This window comes from Pseudomonas sp. 51_B, assembly GCF_017491595.1.
Taxonomy (GTDB): domain Bacteria; phylum Pseudomonadota; class Gammaproteobacteria; order Pseudomonadales; family Pseudomonadaceae; genus Aquipseudomonas; species Aquipseudomonas promysalinigenes.
The window spans coordinates 1-248 of the sequence record NZ_JAFGYW010000536.1; the positions used below are offsets into that span (position 1 = coordinate 1).

General features: G+C 59.3%; 1 pseudogene. It reads left to right on the forward strand.

What is annotated here, in order from left to right:
* Nucleotides 1-89, forward strand: a pseudogene (locus tag J5M56_RS26090) (keto-deoxy-phosphogluconate aldolase); the annotation flags it as partial.
* Nucleotides 90-248 lie beyond the last annotated feature (159 nt).

Genomic DNA, 248 nt, shown 5'->3' on the forward strand with positions numbered 1-248 from the left:
TGCTCGATAGCAGCTGGATCAAGAATGGTGACTGGGCACGGATCCAGGCCTGCAGCGCCGAGGCGATTGGGTTGCTGGACGCCAACTGAATTTGATTTGTTGTGTGCTTTACGGCTTATGGGGCGCTCGGTCTCCCAGGCGCCGCCCCCTAACGTCGGACAAAAAAAAGCCCGCATCCAGGATGCGGGCTCTTGAGTGCCGCCCTTGAGCTTAAGCTGCCTTGGCGTCCTGCTGGCTCAATGAGCGGT